Genomic DNA, 25,853 nt, shown 5'->3' with positions numbered 1-25,853 from the left:
CGCGAGGCCGGCCCCGTCTTCATGCGCTGTGGGTGAAATGATCGGGCGGGACGTAGGACGGGCGGTACTGCATGGCGTCGCGGACGTTCTTCTGCACGGCGACCGAGGCGAACAGGGCCATCGCGAACGACAGGCCGTAGAAGCCCTTCTCGCTCAGCGCCATCCCGCTGTTGATCAGGCCGACGGCCAGCATGATGACCGCCGCGCCGACCACCGCCCAGGCCAGCCCGAGGTAGAGCGCGGTCACCGGCAGGCCCTCGGCCTTGTCGCGGACCGATTTCTGCAGCGAGATGGCGGCGAACAGGCCCAGGACGAGGACGGCGGCGTAGAAGCCCTTCTCGCTGCGTTCCATCGACGCGTTCCACAGGCCGACGGCGAACGAGATGACGCCGAGGAACAGTGCGGCCCACGACGCGCCGACGAAGGCGGCGGTGGGCTTGCCGGGCGATGCGGGTGCGGTTGTCATGGGCAGCAGCCTTCCGCGACGCGCCCCGGAAGTCTTGAGTACGTGTACCTACCGGGCCCCTCCATGAAATAATCAGCTTTGTTTCCCATTTCTATCCATGAGGAGCCCGCGCTGAGCCCCGTCGCCTTCGAACTCGCGGTCCAGGACACCCACGGCCTCGAGGTGGCGGCCCGCCTCGGCGTGGACCGCATCGAGCTCTGCTCCGCGCTCGCCCTCGGCGGCGTGACCCCGTCGCTCGCCTTCGTCGAGACCGCAGTCGCCACCCCCGGTATCCCGCCGGTCCATGTGCTGATCCGCCCCCGCCACGGCGGTTTCACCTACTCCGCGGACGAGACCGCCCTGATCATCCAGGACGTACGCCACGCCTTGCGGGCCGGTGCGACGGGTGTGGTGGTCGGCGGCGTCCGCTCCGGCGCGGTCGACACCGACCTGGTCAAGCGCGTGCTGGACGCGGCCGGCCCGGCCCCGGTCACCTTCCACCGGGCCTTCGACACCCTGGGGGATCCGGTCACGGCCGTCGAGACTCTCGCCGCCCTGGGCGTACGGAGAATTCTCACGTCGGCCGGTGCCACCTCGGTCGCCGACGCCCTGCCCGCCCTGACCGCGCTGGTCACCACCGCCGGCCCGCACATCGAGATCATGGCCGGCGGCGGCGTCGACGCGGCCCTGGTCCCGGCCCTGCTGCGTACCGGCGTCCCCGCCATCCACGCCTCGGCCAAACGCCTCGTCCCCGAGGAGGTCACCGTCGGCCTCGGCACCTCCTCCCCGGCCGGCGCGGGCGGCCGCGAGAGCACCGACTACGACCTCGCGGCCGCCCTCCTCGCCGCGGTCCGCACCTGAAGTGCACCGCCCCGCCGGGCCGCCTCACCCCGCCGGGCCACCTCACCCCCACCGGGCCGCCTCACCCCGCCGGGTCACCTCACCCCCGCCGGGCCGCCTCACCCCCGCCGGGCCGCCTCACCCTCGCCGTTTCAATCGCGGCCGCTGAGGAACGCGCGCAGGTCGCCGGCCAGGTCAGTGGGGGCCTCCAGGGCTGGGAAGTGACGGGCGTGGGGGAACTCGGTCCAGCGCGTGCCGGCCGGGACGGCGATCAATTTGCGGACCGTCTCGTCGGCGCCGAAGACGGCGAACGCCTGCGGGACCGTGGGCGGGGCGCCCCAATCCGCCGAGTGGGCCTGGTCGTAGAGGGTGTGGGCGGCGGTGGCGGTGAACCCGTAGAGCGCGACGGTGGTCAACAGCCGCTCGCGGTCCACGGGGCGCTCGGTCCATTCGGCGAACTTCTCGGCGATCCAGGCGAGTTGCAGGGCCGGTGAGTCCGTCAGCCCGTACCCGATGGTCTGCGGCCGGGTGTTCCGGATGGCCGGATAGTCCGAGTCCTCGCGGGTGAAGGCGTCCATCCGCTCGCGGATCAGCTTGTCGACCGGATCGTCCGGGTCAAGCCGGTCGGCCACCCGGAATGAAGGTGGTGGCGGCGGCGGTGACAGCGAGGGCACGACGAGGTGGAAGTCGGGCAGCAGCGCGATCACCTCCTCGAACTCGGCGAACGAGCTCGGGAAGCCGTGCGTGAGCACCAGCGCCGTCGCACCCGGGTCGGCCGAGCGCACGTGCGCGAAGTGCACCCGCTGAGAATCGATCTCGGTGACGAACTGCGGAAGCTCGTTGAGCCGTTTCTCGGTGGCCCGCGCCGACCGGATTACCTTGCGCACCCCCAACGGCCCGCGCTTCACCCCCCGCCCGGTGCCACCCTCCCCCACCGTGGCCCGCGACCTCCATCAGGCCACATGGCGCTACCAGGCCCGCGTGATCGGGCACGCCCCCGCCTCCACGTGCGCGCCCGGCTCCCGACCACCATCGAGATCGAGCCCCTCGGCGAGGATCGCTGCGCCTTCATCCCCGGCTCCGACGACCCGGCGATGCCGGCCCTGTGGCTGGGCTTCCTCGGCGCCGGCTTCGAGGTGGTCGACGCCCCCGAACTGCTGGCCGCGGTCCACGGCCTGGCCAGCCGGTACGCCGCGGTGACCGCAGCACGGTGGCCGCGCGACGCGCCCGGCCCCACCAATGCCGACACTTGCCCACGCGACGGTCATTCCACGCATGGTGACAACTCTGACCTCACCATGAAGGTTCCGCAGACCAAGAATCGCGAGGTGGAGGCTTGACACTTCGATAGGTATTGATGACTTATAGCAAGGGGGACGTCACTTACGGCAATGGAGGGCAGCCGCATGGCGGATCAATCGGACAGTATCGGCTTGGCGGAGGCGATCGCGGCTTTGCGGGACGACCTTCTGATCGCCCGCGCGGCCGGCGCCGGCTCGGACATTCAGCTTCCCGTCGAGTCGATGACCGTCGAGCTGGCGGTGACCGCGACGCGCAGCGCCGATGGAAAGGCGGGCTTCAAGGTCCCTCTGGTGCCGGTGGAGCTCGGCGCCGGTGGCAGCCGTCAACGGGCCAATGAGCAGCGCGTGACGGTGGTGTTCGGCGGACCGGTCGACCGCACTACCGGGCGTCCGGTCAAGGTCGCGAGTCTGGACAGCAGGCTCAAGGACTAGCGGTGACTGTCGATTTGAGACGCCGCATCGTCGAGGTCATCGGCGCGAGCCCCCTCGGCATCCGGCACGGATCGGGGTGCATCGTCGCCGGTCCGGTGGTGATCACCGCGGCACACGTGATCGCGAACGCGGCCGAGGTGATCGTGCGAACCCCGAACAAAGCACGACTTGCGGCGACGATCGATCCTCGTTTCGTCGGGAACGAGGACGGACCGGCGCCCGACCTCGCCCTGGTCGAGATTTCCGACCCTCCGGAAAGCCTTCCGGCGATACGGCTCGCGCGGATCAACCGGGGTGGCGAGAAGGAAGCTGACATCGAATGCCACGTATATGGCTACCCGTCTTTCGCCGACACGGACTTGTCAGGGCGGGAGCTCGTCGACACGAAGGGCACCATCGGTGTGCTGTCCGGCATCGCGACCGGACTGATATCGGTGACGGTCCAACACTCCCCCGCACCTCTGCCCCTGGAAGACTGGGAGCTGCCGGCCTCGCCGTGGTCCGGAGTGTCCGGCGGGCCAGTCATCGTGGACGGGATGTTGCTCGGCGTCGTGACCGTGCACGCGCCACGTCAAGGGCAATCGACGATCACCGCCACGCCGATCAGCGCCATTGAACACGACCCCGCTCATCCGAGATGGGGAGACGGTGTCGAGGACCCCGGCTTGTGGTGGTCCCGGCTGGGCGTCCGCGGTCTCGTGTATCTGACGGCCGTACCGGCCGTTCGTCATGAAGTCCTCGGTCTGCCCGACTACGTGCCCACCCACGTCCGCGGCCGCGCCGGGGAACGCGACGCCTTGAGGGCACTGGTCGCCGATAAGGCCACGGTTCTGTGCGAGCTGCGTGGACCCGCCGGAGTCGGCAAGACCGCGCTCGCCGCCGAGCTGGCCCGCAACTACGACGGGCGAGCCGCGTTCCTGACCGCGACCGGCTACACCGGCGTCAATGTGACCGCGGTTCTGGACGCGCTGGCCGGAGCCGTCTCTGGTGTCGAAGCACAAGAGGAACTTCTGGCCCAGCTCCGCCGCCCGGAGTCGGACCCGCTGACCCGGTTGGGCGACGTGTTCGTCGCCCTGGCCGATGACCCGGCACTGCTCGTCGTCGACAACGCCGAGGTGCTGCTGGCTCCCGACGGGAGACTTCGCGACGAAGGCCTGACCGCGATATTCACAGCGATCGCGAACACTCGGGGTCACCGAATTCAGGTCCTGTTCGTCACCGCCTCGGAGGTGGGCAGGAGATCGACGCCATCCCTTCAGCTGCCGGCCGCTGGTCCGGTTTTCGTTGAGGGGGACTTGCCGGCCTCGGACTACAGCCTCTTCGTCGATGACATAGCGAAGGCCTGGCCCGCCTCAGGCCCGAAGCTGTCCGCCCCGGAACTGGACCGCATCACCGGCCGCCATCTTCGATGGACGGAGATTCTCCTCGGCCTGCAGCACTCATCCGACCTTCCGGACGCGGCCGGTCCGAGGCGCCTCACCGAAGCGGTCATGACCGGTCTGCGTCCCGAGCATGCGCGCGCGGTGGAGGCGCTGGCCGTCTGCGGGCGCCCGGTCGGCGCGGCGGCGGTGGCCCATCTGACCAGCCTGCCGCGCGACGATGCGCAGGAGACCCTGCGGGAGTTGGCCGATCGGCGGATCGTGCGGCGCACCGGCGACCAGTACCACCTGTCGGGAGGTCAGGCGGAGGGCATCACACGATGGCTCGGACCCGAGGTGGTCGAGACGGAAAGAAGGCGTGCCGCGTCGTATTTCGAGGCGGCGGCCCGGCGTCAGCATCCGAGTCGTCTGGACCAGTGCGCCGACTGGTTCAACGCCATCGACCTGTACGCGTCCGCGAACGATCCCGTTCGTGCGCTCGACGCCATGGCTGAGGTCGACCGGCGCCACCTCCGCGAATGGGGACACAGCGACGCCCTCCTGCCCTGGCTGCGCGATCTGTCGAACAGGCTGACCGAGACCACGGACCGGGTCCGTCATCTATCTCTTCTCGCACGCGCACTCGGCCAGTACGGCAAACTCGACGAGAGCGTCAAGGAGCTGGCCCGGGCAATCAAGCTCAACCTCCCCCTTCAGGACCGTCAGCGCAACGTCTCGCTGTCCGTGCAGCTGGCGGGCCAGCTCTTCCAAAGCGGCCGGATCGGCGTCGCGGCCGAGTATTACAAACTCGCGGCCGCACAGGCCCACGTCGACGACCGCCCTGGCACCGCCGAGGCAGCCGCCGGGATGGCGCTGTGCGAGGCCCAGACCGGTCGATTCGACGAGGCGCTGCGCCAGGTTGACGCGGCTCACCGCAGCCTGGCCGCCCGCGGCCGAAACGAGGAGACACGGTTGCTCGAGGCCGGGTTGGATTACAGTCGCGCGCTGATTGAGCTCGAACTCGGCGACGACGTACGCTGCGTCGAGTCCGTCTCGCGCGTCCGCGACGCTGCCTTCGACCTCGAGGCAACGTTGCTGCTCGCCCGCTGCGACGACCTGGAGGCACGCGTACACCTCCATCGGGGACGCCCGGACGACGCTTTGCCGTTGGCCGCAAGGGCATGCAAGGCGGCATTTCGCATAGGCAGCCCTGAACTCGCCCGGATCGCCGGCACCACCTATGCCACCGCCCTTCTGCGAAGAAGCCAGTTCCAGAAGGCCTTGAAAGTGGCTGCTTCGGCCACCCGGTTCAAGCGCAGCCTCTTCGTCGCCGAGGCGCTCGCCGTAGAGGGTGTCGCTGCGTTCCGGGTCGACGAATCGAGCGACCGGGCCCGGGCGGCGTTCGCTCAGGCGATCGACTTCGCCACCAACCTCAGGACACAGGAGTGGCGCAACTACCGCGCATGGGAGACCGCCGCGATCGCTGAGGTCGGCCTCATCCTCATAGATGGCCGCACCACTACGTGGCAAGCAGAGACCGCCTATAAACAAGCCATTGCGAACAGTGGCGACTGCGCCGGCGGTAAGCGTCGACGATGGGAGCTGTTCGACATCCTCACGGCCGGCCGCGCCCCTGACAGCCTCAGCCGGGTGCAAACGATCATCAGTTAGAGCCAACCACGTTCCTGCGCTTTGATCAGCGCTTCGGTCCGGTTGTCGGCGCCGAGGCGGGTGTACAGATCGCGGAGTATCCGGAACATCATCCGTTCGGAGTAACCAGCGGCTACGGCCAGCCTGGCCACCGTCGTGCCCTGGGCGAGAGCGCGCAGCCAGTCACGCTCCCGTGGCGACGGCTGATCGACCGGCGGTGGGGGCACCGGATCCATCAACGCTCGTAGCACCTCGACCGGAACCCGGCTCTGCCCCCGTACTGCCGCGTCGAATGCCTCGCTGAGATCCGACGGGGTGATGTCGCGTGTCATCACACACACGGCGCCGGCCCGCAGTGCGCGCACCGAATCGGCCACCGAGACCTGGTCGAGCAGCACAAGGAGGACAAGGTCGGCGGTGGCTCGGTGCAGCGCCTCCAGCAGTTGCCAGTCGGCGTCGGACCGGACGGTGATCACGACCGCCTTCGTCTGCTCGTCGCGGATCCAGGCGAGCAGATCATCGGGCGCGTCTATCTCGTAGCCGGCGTCGCGCAGGATCGCCATGACACCCCGGCGGAATACCGGAAGGGGGTCGGCGACGGCGATCCGCACGTGCATAGGAACCTGCTACCCCCTGATCACCGCCGACGGACTGCTTGCCGATCCTCGCCGACAGCCACCTGCTCGCGCCACCACGTCGCCTCGTGGCAGGACCATGCCGCCGCGATGGCGTCATGGACCCGCCCGACATGGATCACCTAGCGTGACTTTATGACCACTGGCGGCTATACCCCCGATCCATGCCTACCGCCTCCCGGTGGACCTGACGACGGCTCCTTCGGAGACTTCGCCGCTCAGATCAGGGCGTGCCTCGAACGCGCCGAAAGCGTCCTGGTGCCCATCGACGCCACCATCGGCGATATCGTGCCGGCCGCGACGTGCCTGAACACAGCCGCAGTCGGCACCGACAACGATCACCTGCTGCAATCCGCCGAGGCGATCGCGACAGGGGTCCGACTGTTGAGAGACGCACAGCTCGCAGTACAAGCCGGCATCGAGCAGGGGAACAGCTACCTGGGGCAGTTCGGCTGTTAGGGTCCGCGCAACGGGCGCTTGACTCTGCTGTTCATGAGCCCCTCCAGATCTAGAGAGTCTTGAGGTGGCGGGTGAAGAAGTGGACCGCGCTCCGGGACTCGAAGCGGGGTAGCTGTTTGTGGGTGCCGGCGTTGGCGTGGAGGGTCTTCTCGGGGGAGGCGAACGCGTCGAAGAGGGCCAGGCCGTCCTGGCGGGGGATGTGCTCGTCGTGCCACTGCAGGGCGAACTCGATGGGGATGGTGATGCGGCGGGCGGCCTCGAGGAGGGTGGGGGCGGGCCAGAACTGGCCGAGGACGGCGGCGGTGATGCGGGGGTCGCGGGCGATCAACGGGATGCCGGTGGCGGTGGCCATGTTGAGGCCGAAGTAGCCGACCTGGGTGAACTCGATGGTTTTGTCGAGCGCGTCGAGCGTTCGCTGCCACTCGGGGACGGCCTGCTCGGCCAGGTGCAGGTTGTAGCGGACGACGATGGGGCCCTCCGGGGCGCCGGCGGCGCGGGCGGCGAAGAGGGCGGCGATCTCGTGGTCGTCGTGGGCGGTGCGGGGGCGGTCGCCGTGGCCGGGGGCGTCTAGGACAGCCACCGAGCAGCCGGCTTTGATGAGGAGTTCGGCGCGGCCGGTCATGGCGGGCGACTTCTTGTGATTGCCGCCGCCGTGGCCCATCAAAATCAGCGGGGTGGGGCTGTCGGCGCCGGCCGGGGACCAGAGGACGCCGGGGACGTCGCCGACGGTGAAGTCGCGTTCGCGGATGCCGTCGGCCGACGTGTCCGAGGTGAAGCGCATGGTGGGGCCTTTCGGGAGTGGCCTGGGCTCAGGCGCTCCCGTCCGTGACGCGGGGAGGGAGCACCCGGCTCGATGCAACGGTCACGGGTCTCACCTCCTCGCCTCAGGTCACGGCAACGGCACTGTACGGCCCGGCGGCGCGGGCCGTACAGCGAATTTCGTCAGTCGCCCTTGACGTTGACGATCTGGCGCAGGGTGTGGCGGATCTCCACCAGGTCGCCGGCGTCGTTCATGACGACGTCGATGGGCTTGTACGCCTGCGGGATCTCGTCGAGGAACGCGTCGGTGTCGCGGTACTCGATGCCTTTCATGGCCTCGCGCAGCTGCTCGCGGGTGAAGGTCTTGCGAGCCTTCGAACGCGAGTAGTTGCGGCCGGCGCCGTGCGGGGACGAGTTGAGCGCGAGGCGGTTGCCCTTGCCGACCACCACGTACGACGCGTCGCCCATCGAGCCGGGGATCAGGCCGGGGCGGCCCTGTTCGGCGTTGATGGCGCCCTTGCGGGAGAGCCAGACCTTCTTGCCGAAGTGCGTCTCCTGCTCGGTGTAGTTGTGGTGGCACTGCACGCGCTCGAGCTCCTCGACCGGGCCGCCGGTGAACTCGGCGAAGCAGTCGATCACCCGGTCCATCATCTCGTCCCGGTTGGACAGCGCGAAGTCCTGCGCCCAGCGCAGCTCGCGGATGTAGTGCCAGAACTCGTCGGTGCCCTCGGCCAGGTACGCCAGGTCGGGGTCGGGCACGGTGATCCACCAGCGCTTCATCAGCTCCTGCGCCACCTTGATGTGGTGCGTGGCGATCTTGTTGCCGACGCCGCGCGAACCCGAGTGCAGGAACAGCCACACCGCGCCGGTCTCGTCGGCGGTCACCTCGATGAAGTGGTTGCCGCTGCCCAGCGAGCCGAGCTGCAGCGCCCAGTTGCCGGCGTAGCGGCCCGGGTCGAAGCCGGCCTTCTCCGCCTTGGCGGTCAGCGTCTCCACCCGGCGCGCGGCCGTCTCGGTCAGCGCCGTGTTGTAGACGCCGGCCGACAGCGGGACCGCCCGCTCGATCGCCGTGCGCAGATCGGCCAGACCCGGCTTGAGGTCCTCGCGCCGGTACTGCGTACGGACGGCGGCCATGCCGCACCCGATGTCCACCCCGACCGCGGCCGGGATGATCGCGCCGAGCGTCGGGATGACCGAGCCGACCGTCGCCCCCTTGCCGAGGTGGGCGTCGGGCATGAGGGCGATGTGCGGAAAGATGAAGGGCAGTTTCGAAGCGGCTTCCGCCTGGGCCAAGGTGCCGCCCTCGATGAGGCTCGCCCAATTGATCAGACGGTCGTTGACCCGCTGCATGACTGCTCTCCCCCTTACCGGGATGTCGTTTCCGTTGCCGGTCACGCTAGCCGCCAAGATCGCCGAGCGCGCCCGAATTAACTCGTGGTCGCGGTAGCTTCCAGGCTTGCAGGGCGGTCAGCTGGCGGGCGGTGACGGCGGGTGGGACGAGGCGCAGCAGTGGGTCTCGCAGCCGGCTGCGGCTCTGCAGGAGCCGGCCCATGGCGCGGGCCTTGGCGGCGATCGCGCGGGTGCGGCGGCGGCGTGCCTCGTCGTAGGCGCTGAGGGCGGCGTCGACCGGGAGCTCGGCCAGCAGGTGGGTCAGGGTGGCCGCGTCCTCCATGGCCTGGGCGGCGCCCTGACCGAGGTCGGGGGTCATGGCGTGGGCGGCGTCGCCCAGCAGGACCGTGTGACCGCGGCGGAACGTTCGCAGCGGCCGGGCCAGGTCGTGGATGTCGGTGCGGATCACGGCGGCCGGGTCGGTGGCGGCGAGGATGTCGGCGATCGGGGCGTGCCAGCCGGCGAAGCGGCGGCGCACCTCGGCGAACTCGTCGGGGAACCGGGTGCGCGCGGGCAGCGAGACCGCGCCGAACCAGTAGACGCGGCCGTCGGGCAGCGGGGCCAGGCCGAAGCGCTCGCCGCGGCCGAGGCTCTCGCCGGCGCCGCCGAGCAGATCGACGGGGTGGGTGGTGACGCCGCGCCAGCTCGTGTAACCGGAATAGCGCAGGCCGGGGTCGCCGGGCCAGGTGGCGCGGGTCGGTGAGCGCAGGCCGTCGGCGGCGATGACGACCGGGTCGTCGAGCATGGACGCCTCCACGGCCTGGCCGTAGCGAACCGTGCCGGACGGCAGCAGGGCCAGCAGGGCGGCATGCAGCTCGGCACGGTGGACCACCCGCCGGAGCGGCACGCCCCGGCCCTGGTGGCCATTGTGGACGGTCTACTGCTCGACCGCGTCGCCGGGCCGGGTGTGGACCCGGCGGCGCGGCCCGACGCCCGGGAAGCCATCGGCGCCTACTTACGAGGGCTCATTGCCTAGCGCAGGGTTCACAGGGGCACGAACACCAGGCGGTCGCGGAGGACGGTGGCGCGCTCGAAGGTCATGCTGGTGTCCAGCACCAAGTCGTCGGCGCTGGTGAAACCGCCGCGCTCGTGGCGGACCCGGACGATCTCGTCGGCCAGGGCGGGCGACACCTCTAGCTCGTGGCAGAGCCAGGCGGCCGACACGTGGTTGACGTCGATGAGACCGCCGTCGTCGTACTGCCGGTTCGGGGCGTCGGGGCGGCCGATGCGCAGCTCGTTGGCGGCCGCGGAATTGGTCGCCAACAGGTGGCGCGCTTCCTGCCGGCGCTGCGTACGCCACTGCGCCAGCGCGACCGCGGGATCCGCGCCCGCGGCCGGGACCGGCGCGGGCGCCTGGCGCACCCGCACCTGGAGATAGATGACGTGCACCGTGCCGATCAACCACGTGACGACGATCCAGATGTAGATCAGCACGTCGGAGGCGGCGCTCTCCGGTCCCGTCACCGAACTGGTGATCATGTAGATCACGGTCAGGAGGAGGTAACCGAATCCGGCGGCGAGGTGGCCGCGGGAGCGAAGCTTCGCCGCGCCGACCAGCACCATCACGAACGTGGCGAGCCCCAGCGTCAGGATCGGGACGAGGATCCACCACCAGGTGACCGGTGGACGGCGGACGGGCGCGGCGGCATACATGAAGTTGATCTTATGAAGGGCCTGCCGGTCGTCTCATCGGACGATCGGGCAGGACGCTTCGGCCCTGGACCTGAGCCCGCCGGAGGCGGGCGGTCGTTGCAGGACGACCCGGCAGCCGGGAACGGCCTCGGCCACGACGTGGGCCGTTCCCTGATTTGACGGGCTGATCCCGGATGCGTACTTCCAAGGTTTCAAGCCGGAACGGGGACCGTGCGCCATTGCTCCGAGCCGAAGACCTCGTAGCGGATGCGGTCCTCGGAGAGGCCGCGGCGGTGCAGGGCCGCGCGGACCGCCTGCATGAAGGGGACGGGGCCGCAGAGGTAGACCTCGGCGCCGGGGCGCAAGGGGATCCGGTCGGGGTCGATGCGGCCGGTGAAGGCGCCCGCGACCGGGGTGTCGTACCAGGCGAGGTGGTCGAACTCGCGGAGGCGGGCGCCGGCGGCGGCGACCTCGGCCCGCAGCGGGTGGCGGGACGGGCTGCGGTCGGCGTGGACCACCGTCACGGGACGGCCGGGCTGGGTGCGGGAGACCTCGTCGAGGATGGCGGCCATCGGGGTGATGCCGACACCGGCGCTGATCAGCAGGAGCGGGTGGTCACCCTGGGCGGGCAGGGTCAGATCGCCGTACGCCTGGGAGACCGTCAACGCGTCGCCGGGGCGCACCGTGTCGTGGATCCAGCCGGAGACCACGCCGTCGGGTGTGCCGTTGACACCGCGGACGCGGCGGACCGTGATGCGCAGCGTGCCGCCGTTGGGGGCCTGGGACAGGGAGTACTGGCGCAGCTGGCGGGTGCCGTCGGGCCGGGTGGCGGCGATGGTGACGTACTGGCCGGGACGGTAGTGCGGGACGGGTTCGCCGTCGGACGGGGTCAGGATGAGCGAGACGGTGTCGTCGGCCTCGGCCACCTTGTTCGCCACGACGTAGGTGCGCCAAGGGTTCTCGCCGTCGACGCCGGCCTCCGCGTAGATGCGCGACTCGAGGCCGATCAGACGGACGGCGAACAGCCAGTAGACCTCGTCCCACGCGGCCGCGATCTCGGGAGTGACGGCGTCGCCCAGGACCGTGCCGACCGCGCCCAGCAGGTACTTGCCGACCATCGCGTACTGCTCGGGGCGGATGCCGAGGGCGCAGTGGCGCTGGGCGATCCGGGTGACCACGTGCTCCGGCAGCGGGGCCTCGCCGCTGAGGTGGGTCGCGAACAGGGCCACCGCGCCGGCCAGGGCCGACTTCTGCTCGCCGGTGGCCTGGGCGCTACGGCTGAACAGGTTCAGCAGGTCGGGGTTCTCGCCCAGCATCGTGTCGTAGAAGACACCGGAGATCTGGTCGATGTGCGCGCCGACGACCGGCAGGGTCGCTGCGACGATCGGGGCGCTTTTCTGTGAGAGCACGGGGTTCCTCCGTCAGAGGCTGAGCAGGATCTGATACGTCGGCGGCGAGGTGAGGTCGCCGACGGTGATGGGGTCGAGCGCCGCGTAGAAGGCCTCCTGCGCCTTACGGAGCGCGCCGCGCAGACGGCACCCCCCGCTCAGCGGGCAGGCGGTCTCGCCCTCGCAGTCGACGACCTCGTTGGCGCCCTCCAACTCCCGCACCACGACGCCGATCGAGGCGTCGCGGGCGGCGGCGGCCAGGCGTACGCCGCCGTGGCGGCCCCGGACGGTCTCGAGCAGGCCCATGCGCTGCAGCTTCTGCACCACCTTGGCCAGGTGGTGCCGGGGCACGTTCAGCGACTCGGCGAGCCGGTCGATGGTGAGCAGATCGTCACCGACCGCACCGAGCATGAGAATCCGGAGACTGATGTCCGTCGACCTGTTGAGGCGCACGAGGGAAGCGTGCCATAAAGAAGACTCCAGGAGTCCTGTTTATGAAGATGGTCACTCGGGCGTCATCCACTGTGGCCGGCCGCGGCTGATATACAGGTGCTGTGAGCGGATCGCTGGAGGAGTTGCTCGGGCTGCGGCCGCGGTCCGGCGCGGCCGACTGGTCTCAAGCCGAGAATTCTCTGGGCATGACGCTGCCGGGTGACTACAAGGCCTTCGCCGCGGCGCACGGGGCCGGCTGGTCGACGAGCATCTCACCGTCTGTGCACTGATGCCGCGCTGGAGTGGGCGGATCTGGTGCGGCACAACGCGTACGCCCAGGAATGCCTCCGGCTCGACTTCGGCGGGCCGGACAACTGGGCCGGGGACTGGGCTGTCGGTGACGCGACACGATGGACGCCGGACCGGGAGGACGTGCCGGACTGGTTCTCGCCGGGTGACCGGCTGATCTCGTGGGCACACACGGGCAACGGCGACCTACTCTTCTGGCACGTCCGGCCAGGGGTCGCGGCGGGCGACTGGCCGGTGGCTCTCAAGGAGCGGGGACCGTACTGGGAGGTGTTGCCCGCCGTTCGCTCGTAGAGGTCGGGTCGGCGACCTGCCCAACCTCATCTCGCTCGACCCGGTCGACGAGGCGTGTGTCGGCGAAGGCCGGGAGTTGGGCGTCACGGGGACGAGGCAGAAGCGATGTCGCTCGCCGAACGCCTCACCGGCGCCCGTCCGGATCGCTGGGTCACCCATGCGGTGGCCGGCGCGGAATACATGGACTACGTCAGGAGCCGGCGAAGCCCCGACCGAGCGACAACGCCGGCAGGCTGCTGACCCTACCCGGCCACGGCCGCTCGGGCCCTGTCACTCGGGGACATCGGGCTCGGGTGGGATGACTGTCACGCGGGGCCAGCGGATGTGGGGCTGGTGGCGTTCGAGGCGGGCACGGGACCGCTCCACGCTGACCCGGCGGGGGTTGCGGCGCCAGATGCCGTCGAGGAGGTCGGTCACGCCGAGCGGGGCGCACACCTCGAGGTCGCCGGTCGCGTGTAGGCGTACGGCTACCGCGGTTGCCGTTTCCGGCCAGGTGGCGACGGCGTCGGCGATCGAGGTCAGCGGGGCGACCGGGTCGCCGCCGAACTTCGCCGGGTACCAGGTGTGGACGGCGGCCTGGTTCTTCGCCTCCCAGGGGACGCCGGGTCGGCGCCGCGCCAGCCGTTCGGTGACGCGGTCGTCGTTGGCCCGGCTCAGGTCGTGCGGGTCGAAGAAGGCCACGTCCACGTCGCGTACCCGCTCGGCGGCGAAGCCGGTCCCGTACCGCTCCCCCCAGACCAGGTCCCGCAGGACCCCGGCGCCCACCCAGGCGTCCGGCACCGCCTCGTCGCGCACCGCCGTGAGCACGCGCATCATCCACTCGCTGCCGGCGACGATTCCCGCCAGCTCACTGTCCGGGTCGTCTCTGCGCTCTGCCACGAGGACCAACCCTAGAGACGGAGGGAGCACAGGTAGCGGCGCGGGATCGGCTCGGTGATGCGGGCGGCTATCGCGTCGAGGAGGGGTTCGCGGACGTCGGGGGTGAGGCTGCGGCAGATCGACTGGGTGCGGAGCAGGTCGGCCATGGCGGGGCCGGCGAGCCATTGGACGTGCGGGTACCAGCGGCCGGGCTGGGCCAGCACGTCGGCTTCCAGGGGTGGGTGGCCCCAGGCGGGGTTGCCGGGGCTGTAGCGCTCGTGCAGGTCGGCCGTCAGGGCGTACATCTCGGGCTCGCCGGGGCGGCGGACGACGGTGTTGTCGATGAGGGCCAGGTGGTCGGCCAGGGCCGCGGCTCGGGGCGGGCCGATGACAGGGTCGACCCAGTGCCAGGAGGAGGCGGCGACCACCACGTCGAAGTGGCGGCCGCGGGGGTCCCACTCCTCGAAGGTGGCGTTCTCGACGGTGACGTTCGGGAAGGCGGCCAGGTTGCGGCGGGCCAGGGCGGCGAGGGCGGGGCCGGGCTCGAGGGCGACCACCGACCAGCCACGGGCGGCCAGGGCGCGGGTGGCCTGGCCGGTGCCGCAGCCGATCTCCAGGGCGGAGCGGCCGGGCACGAGGGCGGCGAGGTCGGTGAAGACCTGGCCGGGGTAGGCGGGGCGGGCCCGGTCGTACAGCTCGGGCACCTCGTCGAAGAGCCGGCCCGGTGAGGACGTCATGATGCCACCTCATCACGTGTTTCCCGGAACTACCTATCGAGTTACAGGTGTGTTTCCGGGCGCCCCTGGGCTCTGGCCATCGAGCGGGCACGGTTCGTACGGTCGCCTCATGTCCAAAGATGGCACCAGCATGGTCAGCGTCACGAGATGAGCCGGCGGCCGGGACCCCGCGGAGGTGCCGTCCGCGGGGTCCCGGCGCTACATTCGGCGTCGGTGTTTCCGCTTTCCGCCGCCTTCAACCTGCACGGGGTCCGCGCCTTCGTCGGCCGCGAGCGTGAGCTCGCCGTGCTGCGGGCCGCGCTCGCCGTTCCCCCGTCGGCCGTCCTGGTCACCGGCGAGGGCGGGGTCGGCAAGACCCGGCTGGTGGCCGAGGCGCTGACCGCCGCGCCGGGCCGGGTCGTCGTGGCCCACTGCGACGACCTGCGGGAACCCCTGCCGCTCGGGCCGATCCTGGATGGATTGCGGTTGTGGGCGCCGTCGCTGCCGGCCGGCCTCGATCCTTCGGTCGGCGTGTTCGCCCCCTATCTGCCGGCGCTGGCGGCCTATCCGGCGCCGCCCGCCCTGGCCGATCCGCAGGCCGAGCGGGCCCGGCTGCTGCGGGCCATGGCCACGCTGCTCGGGGCGCTGGCCCCGGTCGTGGTCGCGCTCGAGGACCTGCACATGGCGGATCCGGTCACCCTGGAGTTCGTGCGCTACCTGGCCGCGTACCCGGTCCCGGGTCTTTCGGTCGTCATGACGACGCGGGAGCCGGTCGGGCTGCCCGCGACCGTCGTGCCGCTGGCCCCACTGTCCACTCCGGAGGTCGGTTCGCTGGCCGAGACCCTGCTACGCCGCGACGTGCTGCCACCGGTCTTCGTCGATCAGCTCTTCGAGCGTACGGCCGGGGTGCCGTTCCTGGTCGAGGAGGTGGTGCGCTCCCTGGTCGAACGGCACGAGATCGACCGCATCGACCAGCGCCCCGACCTGCTGGGCGACGTGCTGGGCGACGTGGCCGTGCCGGCCCTGCTGCGTGACGTCCTGTTGTGGCGCATGCGGCCGCTGGACGAGCCGACCCGCGACATCCTCGGCGCGGCGGCCGTGCTGGGCATGGTCGCGGAGGCGCCGGCCCTGTCCGTCGTGCTCGACCTGCCGCGGGCCAGGGTGGAGGCGGCCCTGGAACGGGCGGCCGAGGCCGGGCTGCTGCACGGGGAGAACCGGTTCCGGCACACGCTGGCCCGTCAGGTCGTCTACGAGTTGCTGCCCGCGGTCACCCGGCGGATGCTGCACCTGCGCTGCGCCCGGGTGCTGGAACGGCAGGTCCCGCGGCCGGTCGCCCAGCTGGCCCACCACTACCGGCTCGCGGGCAGCCCGGCCGACCACGTGCGCAACGCCGAGGCCGCGGCCGATCTGGCCACCGCGCGCGGCGACGACGCCACGGCGGCCCGGTTCCTGCTGGCCACCATGGAGCATTCGGAGTTGCCGCGCCGGCAGCGGGCGCGTCTGGCGGGCAAGCTGGGCCGCTCGGCGGTCGAGGGGGTCACCCAGGCCGAGGCGATTCCGGTGCTGCGGCACCTGCTGGGCGATCGCAAGCTGCCGCCCGGGTCCCGCGGCGAGCTCGGTCTGGCCCTGGGCCGCATGCTGCGGCAGCAGGGTGAGGCCGCGGCGGGGTACGAGGAGATCGAGCGGGCGGTCCCCTATCTGGCCCACCACGGCCGGCGGGCGCGGGCGCTGGCCATCCTGTCGGCCCCGGACACCGTGCTGGCCCGGCACGCCGACGACCACCGGCGGTACTGCGCGGCGGCCCGGGAGGCGGCCGAGCAGTCCGGCGACCCGTCGGCGCTGCTGTCGGTCGAGATCGCCGAGCTGTCGCTGCGGCTGGAGCTGGACGACCCCGGCGCCTGGCCGGCCGTGCGGGTGGCCCTGACCGACGCCCGCTTCGCCGGCCACCCCCGCGACCACCTGCGCGCCTGCCTGAACTGGGCCCAGGGCGCCCTGCACACTGGCCGCCACGACCGGGCGGCCCAGCTGCTCACGGTGGCCCGGGGCATGCCGGCCGCGGCCGAGTACGAGCGGATCCGCCCGGTCGTGGAGCTCACCGAGCACGCCCTCGACCTGGCCACCGGCCACTGGGACGGCCTGGAGGAGCGGATCCTGCGCTTCGTGGCCCGCCCCGATCGGCTCCCGTCGACCATGCTGGACGCCCGGCTGCACCTGGGCCGGCTCCGGGCCCGGACCGGCCGCCGCACCGAGGCCGAGGCGGACCTCCGGGCCCTGATCGCCGAGGCGGGCCGGGTCGGCGCGGCCTGGCCCCTGATCCCGGCCCACATCGCCCTGGCCGAGCTCCTCGACGACCCGGAACCCGCCCGCACCGCTCTGCACCTGGCCCACCGCAAGGGCTTGCCCGCCTGGGGCCGCTCCGCCGCCGTCCTGCTCGACCGCCTCTCCCGGCCATTTGCCTAAATGCTTTAGGCAGCTGCATACTGGGCTTAGGAAGCGATGAGGGGAGCACACCATGATCACCACCAGGCTCAGCGCCGATTTCGTCCGCGGCGGGGCCGAGCTCGAGCCCACCGCCGCCGGCCTGCTCCCCCACCGGCTTCCCGCGTGGGCCCGCGCCCAGACCGCCGATCCGCAGCTGGCCATGGTCGAGGCGCAACCGTCCGGCGTCCGCGTCGTCTTCCGCACCGCCGCCACGACGATCGAACTGCTCACCCTGCCGACGAAACGGGTCTACACCGGGATACCCCCGCGCCCCGAGGGCGTCTACGACCTCCTCGTCGACGGCGTCCCGACCGCCTCGGCCACCGCGGACGGCGGCAACGTCCTCACCGTCGACATGGCCGCCGGCACCTCCGACTACCGGCCCGGGGCTCCCGTACCCGTTGCCTTCACCGGGCTGCCCGCGGGCGACAAGACCATCGAGATCTGGCTGCCGCACAACGAGACCACCGAGGTGGTGGCCCTGCGCACCGACGCCCCGGTCGAGGCGGCCGCGCCCACCGGCCGCCCGGTCTGGGTGCACCACGGCAGCTCCATCAGCCAGGGCTCCAACGCCGCCACCCCGTCCGCCACCTGGCCCGCCCTGGCCGCCCGGCAGGCCGGCGTCGACCTGGTCAACCTGGGCTTCGGCGGCAGCGCCCTGCTCGACCCGTTCGTGGCCCGCGTCATCCGCGACACCCCGGCCGATCTCATCTCCCTGAAGCTGGGCATCAACCTGGTCAACGCCGACCTGATGCGCCGCCGCGCCTTCGCCCCGGCCGTGCACGGCTTCCTCGACACCATCCGCGACGGCCACCCGGAGACGCCGCTCGTGCTCGTCTCCCCGATCTACTGCGAGATCCACGAGGACACTCCCGGCCCCGGCGCCTTCGACCTCGAAGCCCTCCGGGCCGGCGAGGTCAAGTTCATCGCCACCGGCACGCCCGACCCGAGCAAGCTGACCCTGCGCGTCATCCGCGACGAGCTGGCGCGCATCGCCGGGGAGCGCAACGACAAAAACCTGACCTACGTCAACGGCCTCGAGCTGTACGGCGAGAGCGACGCCGCCGCCTTCCCGCTGCCCGACCGCCTGCACCCCGATCCGGCCACCCATCGCCTGATCGCCGGCCGCTTCACCGGAATCGTTCTCGGCGACCGATGAGTTCGCGCGGGGGCGCGGGTCTACCGGGCAGGACTTCGAGAAGGGACCACGAAGGTGAACCAGCCAGAGACCCATACCCTCGCCACCCCCGGCGCGGTGCTGACCTATGACGTACGCCCGGGTGCCGGGCCGGTCCTGCTGCTCGTCGGCTCGCCGATGCAGGCCGAGGGGTTCACGACGCTCGCCGGGCACTTCCCGGACCGTACGGTCGTCACCTACGACCCGCGCGGGATCGCCCGCAGCGAGCGCACCGACGGCGCCGTCGAGTCGACCCCGGACGAGCACGCCGACGACCTGGCGGCCGTCATCGCCGAGGTCGGCGGCCCGGTCGACGTGTTCGCCAGCAGCGGCGGCGCCGTGAACGCCCTCGCCCTGGTCGCGCGGCACCCGTCGCTGGTGCGCACGCTGGTCGCCCACGAGCCGCCGACGCTGCAGGTGCTGGCCGACCGGGAGACGGCCACCGCGGCCACGGCCGACATCCACGAGACGTACCAGAAGTCGGGCGTGGGCCCCGCGATGGTGAAGTTCTTCCTGCTCACCGGGGCCAAGGGGACCATCCCGGCCGGCTTCGCCGACCAGCCCACGCCCGACCCCACCCAGTTCGGGCTCCCGGCCGAGGACAACGGCGACCGCAGCGACCCGCTGCTGGGGCAGAACCTGATGTCGTGCACGCTCTACGAGCACGACTTCGACGCGCTCAAGGCGGCGCCGACCCGGATCGTGGTGGCGGTCGGAGCCGAGTCGGTGGGCGAGCTGGCCCACCGCGGCGGCGAGGGCGTCGCCGCCCGCCTCGGCACGGAGCCGGTCACCTTCCCGAGCCACCACGGCGGCTTCCTGGGCGGCGAGTTCGGCATGACCGGCGACCCCGACGGCTTCGCGGCCAAGCTGCGCGCAACCTTGAGCTAACCGGCCACCCGGTCCTCGGCCGGGTGGGCGGTGCACTCCGCCTCCCCGGCCTGCACGCGCGCGGTGACGTGGCAGGCGACCTCGCGCAGCGCCTTGACCTGGTCGTCGGTCAGCCCGTCGATGACGTAGCGCCGGACCGCATCGACGTGGCCCGGCGCCGCCCGCACGACCAGGTCCCAGCCGGCGTCGGTGAGGATGGCGACCGTGTAGCGGCCGTTGCACGGGTCGGGCTCACGGCGCAGCAGGCCCCGCGTCTCCAGGCGCTTCACCACATTGGACAGGCGGGACAGCGAGCTCGCGATCATGCGCGCCAGCTCGCTCATCCGCAGCGTGCGGCCCTCGGACATGGAAAGGCCGCTCAGCACCATGTAGTCGAAGAGCGTGATGTTGTTGTCGCGCAGCAGCTGGGCGTCGAGCGCGGACGGCAACTGGAACATCAGCCGGGACAGCGAGATCCAAGCCTCGCGCTCCTGATCGTCGAGCCACCGCGTTTCCTCCGCCATGCCCAGAAGAGTACGGCGCGGGCGCGACCCTCCCGGAAACGGACGTGATCCTTCTCCCAATTCAAGCTTGAAGTGAACATGCTACGTTGGCTTCAAGCTTGAAGTTCAAGATGAGAACGAACCGAGGAGAAGTCCCGTGACCCTGTTCCGCCTGGACGCCAGCATCCGCATCGAGGGCTCCAAGAGCCGCGAGATCGCCGACATCGTCGAGCAGGAGTGGCTCGCCTCCCACCCCGGCGACAAGGTCGTCAACCGCCACATCGGCGTCGACCCGGTGCCCGCCACCGCCTGGGCCAACGCCGTGGCCGGCGGCGCCACCGACGAGGCCGCCCGCACCCCCGAGCAGCGCAAGGCCGTGGCCCTGGCCCAGACCCTGGCCGACGAGCTGAGCAGCGCCGACGCCATCCTGTTCGCCGTCCCGCTCTACAACTACGGCGTCTCGCAGCACTTCAAGACGTACGTCGACCTGCTGCTGACCGCCCCCAACGCCTTCGGCCAGCCGTTCCTGCAGGGCAAGCCGGTCGTGCTGGCCACGGTGCGCGGCGGCGCGTACGGCGTGGGCACCCCGCGCGAGGGCTGGGACCACTCCACCCCGTACCTCAAGCGCGTCATCGCCGACATGTGGGGCGCCGACCTGACCATCGTCGAGCGCGAGTTCACCCTGGTCGGCGAGAACCCGGCGCTGGACGCCTTCACCGACACCGCCGCCGCCATGCACGCGGCCGCGCTCGACGCCGCCCGCGAGGCCGGCAAGGCGCTCGGCGCTCTTCCCAACGGCATCTGAGGTCGGGCACTGTGAACGGGTGAGCCGATTCGTCGACGCAGTCATCGCGAACGCCGCCCGGGCCCGCACCGGCATGGTCACCGGTGAACCGGGCCACCCCCTTCGGCGCACCTGGGCCGAGGTGCACGACGAGGCCCGCCGGGCCGCCGGCGGGCTCGTCGCCGGCGGCCTCGAGCCGGGTCAGGCCGTTGCTGTGCTGGCTGGTCAGCCGGTCCAGATCGCTCCCGTCGCGCAGGCCGTGTGGCTGGCCGGCGGGAGCATGACGATGTTGCACCAGCCCACGCCCCGGACCGACCTGGAGGCCTGGCGCGACGACACCGTGCGCGTGCTGCGGATGATCGGCGCGCGGGCGGTCGTGGTCGGGGCGCCCTTCGAGGCGGTGATCCCGGTCCTGGCCGCGTACGGCATCAAGCACCACCTGGCCGACGAGCTGATCCAGAGCCCGCCGCTCGGCGAGGTCGCCCAAAGCGACGAGGACGACGTCGCGCTGCTCCAGCTGACCAGCGGATCCACCGCCGAGCCGAAGGCCGTGCGGATCACCCACCGCAACCTGTACGCCAACGTCACCGACTCCGCGCGCCACCTGGGCTGCGACGAGAGCGGCGTGATGGTTTCATGGCTGCCGATGTTCCACGACATGGGCATGGTCGGGTGTCTGCTGCTGCCCATGCTCAGCGGGCTGGAGCTGGTCAGCGTCACGCCCACCGACTTCCTGAGCCGCCCACTGCTGTGGGCCGAGCTGATGAGCCGGTACGGCGGGACCATCACCACCGCCCCCAACTTCGCCTGGGCCGTGCTGGCCCGGCAGCTGGCGCGTCTGCCCGACGGCGAGCTCGACCTGTCGAAACTGCGGGTGGCCGGCAACGGCGCCGAGCCGATCGACCCGGCCACCATGACCGCGTTCGTCGAGACGGCGAGCCGATTCGGCCTGCGCCCGACCGCCGTGAACTGCTGCTACGGCGCCGCCGAGAGCACCCTGGTCATCTCGATGTCGGCCATGGCGGACCCGATGCTGCTCGACGTCGTGGACGCGTCGGCGCTGGAAGAGGACAAAAAGGCGGTGCCGGACAAAGCAGGCACCCGCCGGCTGCCCAAACTCGGCCGGCCCTTCCCCACGGTCGAGGTGCGGGTGGTCGACGAGGACGACAAGCCGCTGGCCGAGCGCCAGGTCGGCCGGATCCAGCTGCGCGGCGAGTCGGTCACCGACGGGTACGTGACGCCCGACGGCTACGAGCCCGCCCGCGACGCCGCCGGCTGGCTCGACATCGGCGACGAGGGCTACCTGGTCGACGGGCAGATCGTCGTCTGCGGCCGGCGCAAGGACGTGATCATCATGGGTGGCCGCAACATCTACCCGACCGACATCGAGCGCGCCGCCGGCCGCGTCCCCGGTGTGCGCGAGGGCAACGTGGCGGCCGTACGCCTGCTCGCCGGCGACGGCCGGCCCCGGGAGTCGTTCGCGGTCATCGTGGAGTCGCGTGACGCGGCCGACGGCGCCGATCGGATCGCCCGCGAGGTGACCCGGCGCATCGTCAGCGAGATCGACGCCCGGCCGGCCGCGGTCAAGGTCGTGCCGCCGGGCTCGCTGCCCAAGACCCCGTCGGGCAAGCTGCGCCGCGGCGCCGCCCGGGAGCTGCTCGGATGACCCGCCTGCTCGTCTTCACCCGGACGGCCGGGTACCGCCACGCGTCGATTCCGGCCGCGGTCGCGGCCGTCTCCCACTTCCCGGAGGTACGCGCCGAGCACAGCGAGGATCCGTCCGCGCTGCACGACCTCACGAGCTTCGACGTGGTCATGTTCCTGTCGACCACCGACGACGTCCTCGACGAGCGGGGGCGCGCCGAGTTGCGGTCGTTCGTGCTCGGCGGCGGCGGTTTCGCCGGCGTGCACTCGGCCGCGGGCACGGAGCTGAGCAACCCCTGGTACGGCGAGTTGCTCGGCGCGCGCTTCCGGGGCCACCCGGACGGCGTACAGCAGGCGACGCTTCTCGGCCCGGCGGGCCAGGAGTGGAAGTTCACCGACGAGTGGTACGGGTTCGACCAGGTCCGCGACGATCTGGAGATCCTGCTGACCGTCGACGAGTCGACCTACGCGCCGGGCGATTACGCGATGCCGGCGCCGCACCCGCAGGCCTGGCAGCGGCGGGTCGGTCGGGGTCGGTCGTGGTACACCGCGCTGGGGCACACCGACCAGGCGTGGGCCGACCCGGATTTCCTCGCCCACGTCCGCAGCGGGATAGCCTACGCGGCCGGTTCACCCTCGTGACGACGGTCGCCATCGCGTGTCGCGGCGGCCGGGGCGGCCTAGCGTGGGCAGCGTGCTCGACCTCATCGACCGCTTCGGCTACCTCGGGGTGGCCGGCGTCGTGTTCGTCGAGAGTTTCGGCGTCCCCGCCCCCGGCGAGACCGCGATCATCGCCGGGGCCGTCGCGGCCGGCAGCGGCCACCTCGACCTCCTCGGCGTGGCCACGGTCGCCCTCCTGGCCGCCGTCATCGGCGACACCCTCGGCTACGAGATCGGCCGCCGCGGCGGGCGCCCGCTGGTGCACCGCTTCGGCCGCTACGTCCGGCTGACCCCGCAGCGCCTGGACAAGGTCGAGGCGTTCATGACCCGGCAGGGCCCGAAGGTCATCGTGGTGGCCCGCTTCGTCGAGGGCCTGCGCCAGTTCAACGGCATCGTGGCCGGCCTCAGCGGCATGCACTACCGCAAGTTCATCGCCTGGAACGCCCTGGGCGCCCTGCTCTGGGTGGGCTTGTGGTCCACCGCCGGATACCTGGCCGGCGACCACATCGAGGAGATCGCCAAAACCGCCAGCCGGTACGCGCTGATCGCCGTCGCGGTGGCGGTGCTGGCCCTCATCGCGTACGTCCGGCGCCGCCGCCGTCGTCCTCGGCCGCCCACGCCCTGAGCATGGTCAGGGCACCGTCGAGGGCGGCCGCGAGGGGCTCGATGTCGTCCCGGGCCTGCATCACCAGCAGGCCGCCCTGCAGGGAGGCGAAGACGGCCAAGGCCAGGCGATCGGGATCGGCGCCGTCGCGCAGCAGGCCGTTGTCGCACATGCGGCGCAGGCCGGCCGCCAGCTGATCGAGCCAGCGGTCGGCCAGCGCGGCGACCTGGGCGGCCAGGGCCGGGTCGGTCGGGGCGACGTCGTTGACCAGGGCGGTGACCGAGCAGTACTTGTGGGTCAGGTTGCTGTAGTAGGCGACGACCGCGTCCCTCCAGCCCTGCCACGACTCCCACGAGTCGAGCCCGTCGATCCACGGTTCCTGGGCCGCCATCACCCGGGAGTTCTGGAAGCCGGCGATCGCGGCCACCAGGTCGCTCTTGCCGCCCGGGAAGTAGTGGAAGAGCTGGCTCTTGCTCGTCCGCGTGCCCACGCGGATCTCGTCGAGCGTCATGCCGTTGACGCCACGCTCCAGGATCAGATCGGTCGCGGCGCGCACGATCCGATCCCGGGTCGCGGCGCCCTTGGCGGTCAGTCCGGTCATGGTCAAGAAAGCTACGCCGTGGCGGCGTTGAGGATCGGCTGGTGGTAGCCGGCCGGCTTGTCGCCGATGCCCAGACCCGGGCTGACGATCCAGCTCTGGTACTCCGGGGTGAACATCGAGTACGGGGCCGGCACCGGGGTCGCGCTCGCCTCGTCGAGCTTGCGGCGCGCATCCGCCGGGAGGTCGAAGTCGAGCGCGGTGAGGTTGCCGCGCACCTGCTCGGCGCTGCTCGCGCCCATCACGACCGACGCGACGCCGGGCTGGGTGGCGACCCAGTTGATCGCCACCTGGGCCATCGGGCGGCCCAGGTCGGCGGCCACGCCCGCCAGGGCCTCGATCACCTGCCAGTCGCGCTCGGCGATCGGCGCCCCGCCGGCCAGCCGCCCGGCGCCCTCCACCCCGTCGGCCGACCGCCGGTACTTGCCGGTGAGCAGGCCGCCGGCGATCGGGCTCCACACCGAGATGCCGATGCCCAGGTTCTGCGCCATCGGCACGAACTCGGCCTCCACGGCCCGGTTGATCAGCGAGTACGGCAGCTGCACGGTGACCAGCGGGGCCATCGCGTTCGCCTCGGCGTAGCTCTGGGCCCGCGCGGCGTACCAGGCGGGCACGTCGGACAGCCCCGCGTACCGGATCTTCCCGGCCCGCACGAGGTCGTCCAGCGTCCGCACGACCTCCTCGACCGGGGTGATCCGGTCCCAGGTGTGCAGCAGGTACAGGTCGAGGTAGTCGGTGCCGAGCCGCCTCAGCGACGCCTCGACGGCCCGGATGATGTGCTTGCGCCCGTTGCCGCTGGCGTTGGGGTCGCTGGGATCGATGGTGTTGGTGAACTTGCCGGTCAGCACCAGCCGCTCCCGATTGCCGGCCCGCTTGATGAGGCTGCCGAGGATCCGCTCGCTCTCCCCGGCGGTGTAGAAGTCGGCGGTGTCGATGAAGTTGCCACCCTCTTCCACGTACGCCCGGAAGATCGCCTCCGACTCCTCCTCCGTCTTCCCGTACGCCTTGTGAAAGCCGTCGAGCCCGAAGTTCATGGTGCCCAGCGCCAGCCGGCTGACCCGCAGCCCCGACCGCCCGAGCAAGTAGTAGTGGTTCATGCCTGCCTCTTCCGTCTCTGCGACCCGCCGTGGACCGCCTGGTCCATACTTTTGCGCGAAAAGACTGAACCGCCAAGTCCAAACTATGTGAGGCTGCCGACACGTGCACGGGTGACGACGTCCGCGACGGCGGCCAGCTCCAGCACCGTCCGGCGGTCACGGCGCAGGCGCGCCAACAGACCGATCACCGCCGCCGCGGTCAACACCCAGGCAGTACGGTCCGCCGCCGGCAGAAGCGCGACCGGCAGCCAGACACGGCCAGGCCACGCCGGGCGAGGCCGGGCCGGTCCAGGTCGGGCGACCAGGCGGGCACCGGATCAACCCGGCCGCGGTGGCCGACCGGACTCCCCGCCCGAAGCGATAGCGAAGCAGAAAGCCGAGCGGAACGAAGAGCACCACATTGAGCCCGATCTGCGCCACCGCGGCCGGCGTCGCCGCCAGATCCACCAGCGGATCCAGCGTCAGGTAATCCCCCACGCACGGGAGCAGCGCGATCAGCGGATCGACCAGACTCAGCATGCGGGAAGCCTCGCGAATCGCGGCC

At 71.4% G+C, this 25,853-nt stretch carries 30 protein-coding genes; 15 read left to right on the top strand and 15 right to left on the bottom strand.

The genetic code is table 11. The annotated features are described in order from the left end of the window. Nucleotides 1–19 precede the first annotated feature (19 nt). The gene (yiaA, locus tag AB0J66_RS00785) at nucleotides 20–466 is read right to left on the bottom strand and encodes an inner membrane protein YiaA (protein WP_364654495.1); all 447 of its coding nucleotides are present in this window, start codon (nucleotides 464–466) and stop codon (nucleotides 20–22) included. Between the two features lie 78 nt (nucleotides 467–544). Between yiaA and AB0J66_RS00780 the strand changes: the two genes are divergently transcribed. Next, nucleotides 545–1,306, top strand: a complete 762-nt coding sequence (locus AB0J66_RS00780; RefSeq protein ID WP_364654493.1) for a copper homeostasis protein CutC — start codon at nucleotides 545–547, stop codon at nucleotides 1,304–1,306. 131 nt (nucleotides 1,307–1,437) lie between these two features. Here AB0J66_RS00780 and AB0J66_RS00775 read toward each other — a convergent pair whose 3' ends face one another. Beyond that, complete coding sequence (locus tag AB0J66_RS00775) at nucleotides 1,438–2,172, bottom strand: epoxide hydrolase N-terminal domain-containing protein (RefSeq protein ID WP_364654492.1); 735 nt, start codon at nucleotides 2,170–2,172, stop codon at nucleotides 1,438–1,440. A 120-nt stretch (nucleotides 2,173–2,292) separates the two neighbouring features. On the opposite strand from AB0J66_RS00775, the gene AB0J66_RS00770 reads away from it, so the two are divergent. The 3 genes from AB0J66_RS00770 (at nucleotide 2,293) to AB0J66_RS00760 (ending at nucleotide 6,047) form a co-directional block, all read left to right on the top strand. Beyond that, nucleotides 2,293–2,625, top strand: a complete 333-nt coding sequence (locus tag AB0J66_RS00770; RefSeq protein WP_364654490.1) for a hypothetical protein — start codon at nucleotides 2,293–2,295, stop codon at nucleotides 2,623–2,625. A 66-nt stretch (nucleotides 2,626–2,691) separates the two neighbouring features. Continuing rightward, nucleotides 2,692–3,018, top strand: a complete 327-nt coding sequence (locus AB0J66_RS00765; protein WP_364654488.1) for a trypco2 family protein — start codon at nucleotides 2,692–2,694, stop codon at nucleotides 3,016–3,018. A 2-nt stretch (nucleotides 3,019–3,020) separates the two neighbouring features. After that, entirely contained in the window at nucleotides 3,021–6,047 is a 3,027-nt protein-coding gene (locus AB0J66_RS00760) for a trypsin-like peptidase domain-containing protein (protein ID WP_364654486.1), read from the top strand. Here AB0J66_RS00760 and AB0J66_RS00755 read toward each other — a convergent pair. Next, nucleotides 6,044–6,643 (bottom strand): hypothetical protein, encoded by a 600-nt coding sequence (locus AB0J66_RS00755; RefSeq protein WP_364654484.1) that lies wholly within the window; start codon nucleotides 6,641–6,643, stop codon nucleotides 6,044–6,046. The genes AB0J66_RS00760 and AB0J66_RS00755 overlap by 4 nt on opposite strands. A gap of 153 nt (nucleotides 6,644–6,796) precedes the next feature. Here AB0J66_RS00755 and AB0J66_RS00750 point away from each other — a divergent pair, with 153 nt between their 5' ends. Beyond that, nucleotides 6,797–7,120, top strand: coding sequence for a hypothetical protein (locus AB0J66_RS00750; protein ID WP_364654482.1), 324 nt, complete (start codon nucleotides 6,797–6,799; stop codon nucleotides 7,118–7,120). A 49-nt stretch (nucleotides 7,121–7,169) separates the two neighbouring features. On the opposite strand, the gene AB0J66_RS00745 is transcribed toward AB0J66_RS00750, so the two are convergent. The 3 genes from AB0J66_RS00745 to AB0J66_RS00735 all read right to left on the bottom strand — a co-directional run bounded on the left by AB0J66_RS00745 (nucleotide 7,170) and on the right by AB0J66_RS00735 (nucleotide 10,100). Next, complete coding sequence (locus AB0J66_RS00745) at nucleotides 7,170–7,901, bottom strand: alpha/beta hydrolase (protein WP_364654480.1); 732 nt, start codon at nucleotides 7,899–7,901, stop codon at nucleotides 7,170–7,172. 161 nt (nucleotides 7,902–8,062) lie between these two features. Continuing rightward, nucleotides 8,063–9,229, bottom strand: a complete 1,167-nt coding sequence (locus AB0J66_RS00740; RefSeq protein ID WP_364654477.1) for an RtcB family protein — start codon at nucleotides 9,227–9,229, stop codon at nucleotides 8,063–8,065. A gap of 46 nt (nucleotides 9,230–9,275) precedes the next feature. Beyond that, nucleotides 9,276–10,100, bottom strand: coding sequence for an FAD-dependent monooxygenase (locus tag AB0J66_RS00735; protein WP_364654475.1), 825 nt, complete (start codon nucleotides 10,098–10,100; stop codon nucleotides 9,276–9,278). Here AB0J66_RS00735 and AB0J66_RS00730 point away from each other — a divergent pair. Next, nucleotides 10,077–10,244 (top strand): hypothetical protein, encoded by a 168-nt coding sequence (locus tag AB0J66_RS00730; protein ID WP_364654473.1) that lies wholly within the window; start codon nucleotides 10,077–10,079, stop codon nucleotides 10,242–10,244. The genes AB0J66_RS00735 and AB0J66_RS00730 overlap by 24 nt on opposite strands. Before the next feature lie 8 nt (nucleotides 10,245–10,252). On the opposite strand, the gene AB0J66_RS00725 is transcribed toward AB0J66_RS00730, so the two are convergent. From AB0J66_RS00725 to AB0J66_RS00715, 3 genes are all read right to left on the bottom strand, one after another. Continuing rightward, nucleotides 10,253–10,921, bottom strand: a complete 669-nt coding sequence (locus tag AB0J66_RS00725) for a helix-hairpin-helix domain-containing protein (RefSeq protein WP_364654472.1) — start codon at nucleotides 10,919–10,921, stop codon at nucleotides 10,253–10,255. A gap of 191 nt (nucleotides 10,922–11,112) precedes the next feature. Further along, complete coding sequence (locus tag AB0J66_RS00720) at nucleotides 11,113–12,309, bottom strand: globin domain-containing protein (RefSeq protein WP_364654470.1); 1,197 nt, start codon at nucleotides 12,307–12,309, stop codon at nucleotides 11,113–11,115. 12 nt (nucleotides 12,310–12,321) lie between these two features. Continuing rightward, nucleotides 12,322–12,741, bottom strand: coding sequence for an Rrf2 family transcriptional regulator (locus tag AB0J66_RS00715; RefSeq protein WP_364654468.1), 420 nt, complete (start codon nucleotides 12,739–12,741; stop codon nucleotides 12,322–12,324). Nucleotides 12,742–12,842: 101 nt separating this feature from the next. Between AB0J66_RS00715 and AB0J66_RS00710 the strand changes: the two genes are divergently transcribed. After that, the gene (locus AB0J66_RS00710) at nucleotides 12,843–13,010 is read left to right on the top strand and encodes an SMI1/KNR4 family protein (protein WP_364654466.1); all 168 of its coding nucleotides are present in this window, start codon (nucleotides 12,843–12,845) and stop codon (nucleotides 13,008–13,010) included. A 25-nt stretch (nucleotides 13,011–13,035) separates the two neighbouring features. After that, entirely contained in the window at nucleotides 13,036–13,320 is a 285-nt protein-coding gene (locus AB0J66_RS00705) for a hypothetical protein (protein WP_364654464.1), read from the top strand. A gap of 270 nt (nucleotides 13,321–13,590) precedes the next feature. Here AB0J66_RS00705 and AB0J66_RS00700 read toward each other — a convergent pair whose 3' ends face one another. Beyond that, on the bottom strand, nucleotides 13,591–14,199 hold the full coding sequence (locus AB0J66_RS00700; protein ID WP_364654462.1) for a nucleotidyltransferase family protein: 609 nt from the start codon (nucleotides 14,197–14,199) through the stop codon (nucleotides 13,591–13,593). A gap of 11 nt (nucleotides 14,200–14,210) precedes the next feature. Continuing rightward, nucleotides 14,211–14,915, bottom strand: coding sequence for a methyltransferase domain-containing protein (locus AB0J66_RS00695; protein ID WP_364654460.1), 705 nt, complete (start codon nucleotides 14,913–14,915; stop codon nucleotides 14,211–14,213). 213 nt (nucleotides 14,916–15,128) lie between these two features. Here AB0J66_RS00695 and AB0J66_RS00690 point away from each other — a divergent pair, with 213 nt between their 5' ends. Genes AB0J66_RS00690 through AB0J66_RS00680 form a run of 3 tightly spaced genes read left to right on the top strand, consistent with a single transcriptional unit; the run spans nucleotide 15,129 to nucleotide 19,440 of the window. After that, the gene (locus tag AB0J66_RS00690; RefSeq protein ID WP_364654458.1) at nucleotides 15,129–17,354 is read left to right on the top strand and encodes an AAA family ATPase; all 2,226 of its coding nucleotides are present in this window, start codon (nucleotides 15,129–15,131) and stop codon (nucleotides 17,352–17,354) included. A 52-nt stretch (nucleotides 17,355–17,406) separates the two neighbouring features. Further along, nucleotides 17,407–18,534 carry an SGNH/GDSL hydrolase family protein gene (locus AB0J66_RS00685; RefSeq protein ID WP_364654457.1) on the top strand — a complete coding sequence of 376 codons (1,128 nt, stop codon included), beginning with the start codon at nucleotides 17,407–17,409 and terminating at the stop codon, nucleotides 18,532–18,534. Nucleotides 18,535–18,588: 54 nt separating this feature from the next. Continuing rightward, nucleotides 18,589–19,440, top strand: coding sequence for an alpha/beta hydrolase (locus AB0J66_RS00680; protein ID WP_364654456.1), 852 nt, complete (start codon nucleotides 18,589–18,591; stop codon nucleotides 19,438–19,440). Here the strand turns inward: AB0J66_RS00680 and AB0J66_RS00675 are convergent. Beyond that, entirely contained in the window at nucleotides 19,437–19,943 is a 507-nt protein-coding gene (locus AB0J66_RS00675) for a MarR family transcriptional regulator (protein WP_364654454.1), read from the bottom strand. The two genes, AB0J66_RS00680 and AB0J66_RS00675, sit on opposite strands and share 4 nt — an antisense overlap. Nucleotides 19,944–20,079: 136 nt before the next feature. Here AB0J66_RS00675 and AB0J66_RS00670 point away from each other — a divergent pair, with 136 nt between their 5' ends. The 4 genes from AB0J66_RS00670 to AB0J66_RS00655 are packed head-to-tail and all read left to right on the top strand — an operon-like array spanning nucleotide 20,080 to nucleotide 23,635. Beyond that, nucleotides 20,080–20,727, top strand: coding sequence for an NAD(P)H-dependent oxidoreductase (locus AB0J66_RS00670; protein ID WP_364654452.1), 648 nt, complete (start codon nucleotides 20,080–20,082; stop codon nucleotides 20,725–20,727). Nucleotides 20,728–20,746: 19 nt separating this feature from the next. After that, complete coding sequence (locus AB0J66_RS00665) at nucleotides 20,747–22,372, top strand: fatty acyl-AMP ligase (protein ID WP_364654450.1); 1,626 nt, start codon at nucleotides 20,747–20,749, stop codon at nucleotides 22,370–22,372. Continuing rightward, nucleotides 22,369–22,992 carry a ThuA domain-containing protein gene (locus AB0J66_RS00660; protein WP_364654449.1) on the top strand — a complete coding sequence of 208 codons (624 nt, stop codon included), beginning with the start codon at nucleotides 22,369–22,371 and terminating at the stop codon, nucleotides 22,990–22,992. Before AB0J66_RS00665 ends, AB0J66_RS00660 begins: the two co-directional genes overlap by 4 nt. 52 nt (nucleotides 22,993–23,044) lie before the next feature. Continuing rightward, nucleotides 23,045–23,635 carry a DedA family protein gene (locus AB0J66_RS00655; protein ID WP_364654448.1) on the top strand — a complete coding sequence of 197 codons (591 nt, stop codon included), beginning with the start codon at nucleotides 23,045–23,047 and terminating at the stop codon, nucleotides 23,633–23,635. On the opposite strand, the gene AB0J66_RS00650 is transcribed toward AB0J66_RS00655, so the two are convergent. From AB0J66_RS00650 to AB0J66_RS00640, 3 genes are all read right to left on the bottom strand, one after another. Beyond that, complete coding sequence (locus AB0J66_RS00650) at nucleotides 23,583–24,215, bottom strand: helix-turn-helix domain-containing protein (protein ID WP_364654446.1); 633 nt, start codon at nucleotides 24,213–24,215, stop codon at nucleotides 23,583–23,585. The two genes, AB0J66_RS00655 and AB0J66_RS00650, sit on opposite strands and share 53 nt — an antisense overlap. Before the next feature lie 11 nt (nucleotides 24,216–24,226). Further along, a complete protein-coding gene (locus AB0J66_RS00645; protein ID WP_364654445.1) occupies nucleotides 24,227–25,309 on the bottom strand; it encodes an aldo/keto reductase in 1,083 nt (360 codons plus the stop codon). A 156-nt stretch (nucleotides 25,310–25,465) separates the two neighbouring features. After that, on the bottom strand, nucleotides 25,466–25,828 hold the full coding sequence (locus AB0J66_RS00640) for a hypothetical protein (RefSeq protein WP_364654444.1): 363 nt from the start codon (nucleotides 25,826–25,828) through the stop codon (nucleotides 25,466–25,468). Nucleotides 25,829–25,853: the final 25 nt, after the last annotated feature.

Origin of the sequence: Actinoplanes sp. NPDC049598, assembly GCF_040675435.1 — a bacterium.
GTDB lineage: Bacteria > Actinomycetota > Actinomycetes > Mycobacteriales > Micromonosporaceae > Actinoplanes.
This window is presented reverse-complemented; position numbering and strand designations above follow the sequence as displayed.